Source organism: Paramagnetospirillum marisnigri, from assembly GCF_001650715.1.
In the GTDB taxonomy this organism is placed as follows: domain Bacteria; phylum Pseudomonadota; class Alphaproteobacteria; order Rhodospirillales; family Magnetospirillaceae; genus Phaeospirillum; species Phaeospirillum marisnigri.
Window position 1 is genome coordinate 1 of sequence record NZ_LWQT01000090.1, and the last position, 6,375, is coordinate 6,375.

2 protein-coding genes are annotated in these 6,375 nt (G+C 65.6%); both read right to left on the reverse strand.

Annotation, left to right across the window (positions count from 1 at the left end; genetic code table 11):
- Positions 1–200: 200 nt before the first annotated feature.
- Complete coding sequence (locus A6A04_RS17235) at positions 201–4,622, reverse strand: nSTAND1 domain-containing NTPase (protein WP_068495122.1); 4,422 nt, start codon at positions 4,620–4,622, stop codon at positions 201–203.
- Between the two features lie 656 nt (positions 4,623–5,278).
- A partial coding sequence (locus tag A6A04_RS17240; RefSeq protein WP_216636125.1) for a hypothetical protein occupies positions 5,279–6,375 on the reverse strand: 1,097 nt, incomplete at its 5' end.

A 6,375-nucleotide genomic window follows, 5' to 3' on the forward strand; every position in this document is an offset into this window, starting at 1 on the left:
TCATATCCGCCCCCTGTTCCGTCATACGGATAGGGAATCACGAAACCCGAGCCGACGCCAGTTTCCGGAGGTGCCCACTTTCGTTAGGTGCCCCCTACTTCAGACTGGAGGAAGATTACCATGGCAGGTCAGTTTGGTGGCGGTTTCCTTTCCTACGCCAAGCGCTTCCAATGGCTTAGGGTCGCCTCCGGGTTTTCCGGTCAGCGATTCTGGTCCAGCAGGCGCTGCCACTCCTTCAACGCGGCGTCCGTGTCCTCCATGCCCTGGACGTATTGCCCCCACCAGTGCAGGGCCAGCGCCTCGGCCTTGGTCCGGGCGCCGGCCTTCAGGCGTCCGACGGCCTGTTCCGCCTCGGGACGGTTTCCCCTGGCGATGGCCTTGGCGAGGTGATCGCGCCCCCCCGTGTCGCCCTCGCCTAGGGCATCGGCTTCCTTCCAGTTCGAACGCAGGCCATACCAGTGCTGCAGCAGGTCGCTCCCCGGAGCCATGGGGCCAGCGACGGCAACATTCAGCTTCTCCTGGGTGCGAATATAATCGGCGATCCGCCCGGAATCCCAAACGACCCCGTCATACTCGCCATAGACGCTCGAATCACCCATCACGCCGACGGCGACGACACCATCCCGGACGGTGATGGATTGAATGGGCTTGATGCCGCTTTCCGAAAACATCTGTTCGGCCGTGCTGGCATCCCAGATTCGGACCGTCCCCTCGAATCCGCCCGAGATCAGGTACTTCCCGTCATCAGACACCGCCATGCCGCGTACTGTCGAGTCATGGCCGCGCCATGTCTTCTGCATCCGTCCGGTACGCGCGTCCCACAGACTGAGCATGCCGTTGTCGTGCCCCGCCGCGATGAAGGCCCCGTCGACGGAAACCGCCAGGGAGAACACGTTGCCGCCGCCATCGGATTCGCGGGACCACAGAGCCTTGTCCCTGGCCCTGGCGGGATCCCACATTGCCAGGCCGCCGGTGGCGACCAGGGCGACGGTTCCGTCGTCCGAAACCGCGATCGCCTGCGCCCCCGCATACCGGAGAGTGAAATTCTCCCCCCGCGTCAAATCATGAAGAAAGACGTTGTGGTCCTCGCCGACGGCGGCGAACCACCGGGAATTCCGCGACATGGAGAAATACGAGAACCGGTTTCGGTCATCGCGGATCACCCGTTCCGGCTGGCCGGTGGCGGCATCGGCGATCAGCACCCGCCCATTGTCCTCGACGACCAGCATTTTTCCGTCGGCCAGGAACGAGGCGTGGCTCACCTCGGTTTCGAATGCGATCTTGCCCAACCGCATTCCGGTGACCGGATCGAAAAAGACGATGTCCCGCTCCAGGATGCCGGTGGCGAGCAGCAGCCCACCGCCGGGCGCGATGCCGAAGGTCGGGCTGAGCCCCGCGTCGAGCATCCTGGCCATGGGCGGCCTGTTGCCCCCCAAGTCCAGCCCGACCACCCGGCCATCCCATCCGGCGGCCAGTCCGGTGCCGTCCGCCAGTCCGGTCACCATGGTGACCGGACCGTCGTGGATGTAAAGGTCGCGGACCTCGTCGCTGGAGCGGATCAGGGTGACGTCACCGTTGCCGTCACCCACCAGGATGCTTTGGGACGCCCCGGTGCCGACGAATGCCACCGACGTGATGGCGGCCAGCTTCAGACGCCGGCTGCGCACAAGCTTGCGGGTGGCGAGGCTCCAGATCTCCAGCACGCCGTCGCTGGTCCCCACGGCCACGCGGCCATCCGGCCCGGCCGCCATCGCCGTCACCTGGAAGGCGAACATCAGGGCGTGGTTCTCCGTGCTGGACAGGTTGGCGGTCACCGAATCGTCCTCCACCACCAGGGCGCCGTCGGTGCTGCCCAGCAGGAGGGTGTCGGGGCCCAGCTGCCGGACCGCGTGGTAACGCTTGGGCAGGGTCAGTTGCCGCAACTTGTTCTCGGCGGTGTCGAAGATCAGCAGCGCCGGACGGTCCTTGGCCATCCACAGCATGCGACGGGTGGCCGCGTCCCAGTGGGCGACCCCCACCGGAGAATCGCCGAGCGTCTTGCGGAACAGGGCGGCGCCGGACTTCCCGCCCAGCCCCACCAGCGTTCCGTCCTGCAACAGGGCCACCATGTCGGACCCGGCGCCCAGGAAGCCGACGGCCGCCACCTTCCCCCCCAGGGGCGCCGTCATCCATTGGCGCGCGCCGGTCCGCCGCTCCACTAGGCGGATGGTTCCGGCGGCGTCGCCCACCGCCAGCAGGGCCTGGTCCTTGGAAACGGCCAGCGCGGTGACCGGATTGCCGGCGTCGAGGCTCAGATACGGTTCCTGGACACTGGCATTGGCGGTCTGGAAGCCCAGCAGCGACGGCAAGGGATGCACGCCCCGGCCTTGGGCGATACGGATCGCCTTCATGAACGATTTCTTGGCCGGCACCCATTCCCGCTTTCCCAATTGCAGCATGGCCTGGGCCGACAGGCTGGCCATCAACTGGTTTTCCGCCGATTCCCGCTGGACCCTAGCCTCGTGCGCCTGTTCATTGGCGACGAACGCGGCGGCGGTGGCGCTCAGCGCCAGCAGGGCGAAGGCGGCCACCGCCGCCCGCAGCCGGCGCAGCTGCCGCCGGTCGTAACGCTCCGATTCGGCGACCAGGGCGACGATCCCGCCGTCCAACTCCCCCCCGCGCCGGGCCACCAGGTCGCGCGCCTGTCCTAGCACCGGCTGGCGCAGCAGGAACCCGGTGCGTTGCCGCCCCGATTCGGCCGCCCATTCGGCCGCCACCTGGTGCAGACGGTCACGCAGTTGCAGATCCGCACGGCTTTGCTCGACGATTTCACGGGCGCGGGGCCAGTGGGTCAGCAACGCCTCGTGCGCCAGACGCAGCACCCCGTCCTCGCCGGCCACCACAAGACGGGCGTCGGCGGCGCTGAGGGCGTTGACCAGGGCGAGGTCGGGGCCGTGCCCGGCGAAGCTCGCCGGAGGCACCGGCCGGGCCATGGTGCGCCCGTTCTCTCCCTGCTCGACCCGGGTCAAGGCGAACAGCACCCGGGGCAGGGCGGCCCGCACCTCGGCGGACTGACGCTCCAGCACCTCCTCGGCCTTGCAGCCGATGGCGCCTTCCAGCCGTCCCAGCGCCTTGTAAGCGTCCCAGGTCAGGTCTCCCGCCTCGGTACGGCGGTGCCAAAGCTGTTCCAGGGTGAATTCAAGTAGCGGCAACGCCCCCGGCTGGGCGGTGGCGGCCCGGCGCAGTTCGTCGTCCAGCCGGACCCCGCCGTCGGGGTCCATCCCCCCCGATGCCAGCCGCGACACCGGGCGGGTCTCGAAGCTGAGACCCGCTTCCTTGGCCGGCTCGGTGATGATCTGCCCGATTTCCGCGTCGTTTGGCGGCAACAGTAACACCCGCCCCCGCCCCTCGGTCAGGACCACCAGGCCGGGCACTTCGTCGAGGCGGTCGAAAAAGTCGCTGCGCATGGTCGCCACCACGATGGCGCCACCGGCCGTGACCAGCGCCCCGACCTGATCGATGAACCGTGCCCGTTCGGCCTCCGCCACGGTCTCGGAGAATATTTCCTCCAACTGGTCGGCGACCAGGATCAGCGCCGGCCGCCAGGGCGCGGCCAGATCCTCGATCTGCGCCTGGTCGGCCAGGGCGTCCGCCACCGCGCGGGCCAATTCCGCCGGCCCGGCCGCCGCCATGGCATCCACTCCCATGGCGATGGCGGGCAGCGCCTTGGGGGCGGCGATGGCGGTGGCCAGCGACAGGCAGGGATTATTGCCGCGATCGGAGGGACGAAAGATCGCCCAGCGGGTCAGCCCGACGCCGGGCAGCATGGTGGGTTGCAGCAGATCGGGCAGCAGCCCGGCCTTGACCAGCGACGACTTGCCCGAACCCGACGCCCCCATGACCAGCAGGAAGGGACGCTGATCCCCCAGGCCCGCCGCCACCGCCTCGCGCAGTTCGTGACGGGCGCGGGTGCGTCCGAAAAAGATCTGGGCGTGTTCGGGCTCGAAGGACTCCAGGCCGCGGAACGGCGAGCCAAAATAGCGCCGGCGCGGAATGTCCACGTCGCCCAGGGTATCCAATATCCTGGCGCGCAGCTGGGTGGCCAGCATCTCCTCGAATTCGGCCGGCTCCCGGAAGGCGTGGGATGCCAGGGTGCCGTCCGCCGTGGTGGAGAACCACCGGGCGACGAAGCCGTCCACCATGGCCTTCTGCCCCCTCTGCTCCTCCTCGGTGTCGCCGCCCAGCTGGGTCAGTACCGGCGCGGTCTTGCGATAGACCATCAGATGCGGCGCGCCGCCCGACAGTTCGGCGGCGGCGAACGCGTCCTCGAACTCCCATTCGGTTCCGGTAACCGGTGCCTTGCCGGTCTTGGCGCCCCGGTAGCGGGTCTCGGGCAGGGGCGTGCCCAACCGCGACCACACGATGACCAGCACGATGTCGGACCGGCTTGGCGGGGGGTCGATGCCATCCTGGAAATTGCGGGTGGCGGCCAGCGGCTGGCGTTCCCACAACACCGATTCAATCCGGCAATAATGCTGGAACTCGCGGTCCAGGTTCCGGATGACGCGGGCCGCGATCAGCCGTTCCGGACGAACGTCGCCCGGCGACGAGATGAATACCCGCAGCGTCTTTTCCCCAGCCATGGCAGCAAATCCCCCCTCGCCCGTCCCACCCTGGCGGCGGAGACCAACGGGGCCGCAGTCTACGGCGAAACCGCCACGTTGGAAAGCTTGCGGGCCGGTCCGGGCGACATCCCAACGGCTTACCGCTACCCCCCACGATAACGGTGCCGGGGACGGACTCGCAAAAATCGGGCGCGCCGATTCAAGGGAAGCAATAGAGCATCCGGCTCGAAGGCCGGGTCGCCAATCCACCTTTCCCGCACGCTTATCCCCTGAGATTTTCCGGTCGCCTGTCTTTCGGCATCGAAGTTGTCTCACTGGATGCTGGCCTCGCCGCGAAGGCAGGCCAGCTTCGCCCGAGCACCAGATCTGCGGGGCTATCGTTGGGTGACCGCTGTTGTTTGGCAACCGTCATGGCGTTGGGGCTGCCGGTGCTGACCGCCGAAGCGGCCTGGAAACCGCTGGCGGATACACTCGGCATCGAGGTTCCGAATATCCGGCCACGGGGACATTGAGCAGAGATAAGATTGGAGGCGCTTTGAAGGCCGCCTCAATCCCTGCACGCATATGAGTTCCTGTTTCGTACGGCCTTAGCGTACAAGGTATGCACTTTCGTTAGGTGACCCCGAAGGGGGCCGGATGGCCCCTTTCGGATTTGGGCGCGGCCAAACCTGCCACTAAGGCTGACTCGCACTTTCGGTCCGGGCAAAGTCCTCCAAGGCCGCAGCGACGGTTGGGTTTGAATAAAAAATGTTCCTGTGAAACCCGCAGGCTTCCGCGATGACGCACTTGTTGGGCCGCCCACCAGTCATCCGCGGCAATAAAATGCCCTGACGTCTGATCTCTACGAGGTAGCGTTTGAAAGCCGCGAGATCGTCGCGTTTTTCGATTGAGGCCCGGTTGCGGTCTTCCGCATCGAAGGATTCGAGTAGGGCTATGCACTCCTTCTTATAAAAGAGATTGCGGTCGACACCGGCGGCTTTCGCTATCACAACCTTATTCGGCAGCCCAGCTCGACGGGGTAACAATGCTCCCGTCTTCCGAAGACCAAACAGATAATTTTCTAATTTTTCAAGCGAGTTGACCCGACCCACTTCCTTCCTCTGACGAACTATGATGGCCTCATTTTTTCGCCTTAGCATTTCCGCCGGTATTGCGGTTTCATCACTCCGCTTAATAAAGCGCTGCTCACTGTGCTCGCCGGATCGCTCGGCGGCGATCATCTCAATGCCAACTGCCGCGCACACCCTAAGTACGCGTCTGACTCCCACGGCATGGCGCTTGGCTACCTCATTGGCTGAGACATACATCCCCCCAAAAATTGCACAGGATGCTTCCGTGACGCGCAGGTAGGCAATACCGGGTAATGCTTCCAAGAACCCTTGATGCACGAGCGACGCCACCACGAGACTGCTGCACTGCAGCAGGTCCGCCACCTCTGCGGCCGAGCGAGCCGACTGGAAGATCGCACTTCGGCTGTCCATTTGAAATTTCCGAACCTGCTCGACATCGAGGAGGACTCCGCCCATTCGATCCCCCCTTCGCCCCAAACAGCGGATGTCGCCTTGAAGGAAAGCCACGACGAGATCCCGCTTCGCCTGGGGTGACAGAAAGTGAAGGGTTTTCAGGGCGGCTCCCAGGGCGATGGAGGAGGTATTCAGGCCAGTGTTTGTCTCGCCATTTCTGTCTGCAACAGCTGTCAACGGCGACCTAATTTTCCCCATTTCGGGCGGACGGAAATTCCCCAGGTGGAGGGATCGGTGATCAGCCGGAT

Bases quoted from the DNA above. Each gene is read 5' to 3' on its own strand.
- A6A04_RS17235 (WP_068495122.1), bottom strand. From the start codon at position 4,622: ATGGCTGGGGAAAAGACGCTGCGGGTATTCATCTCGTCGCCGGGCGAC.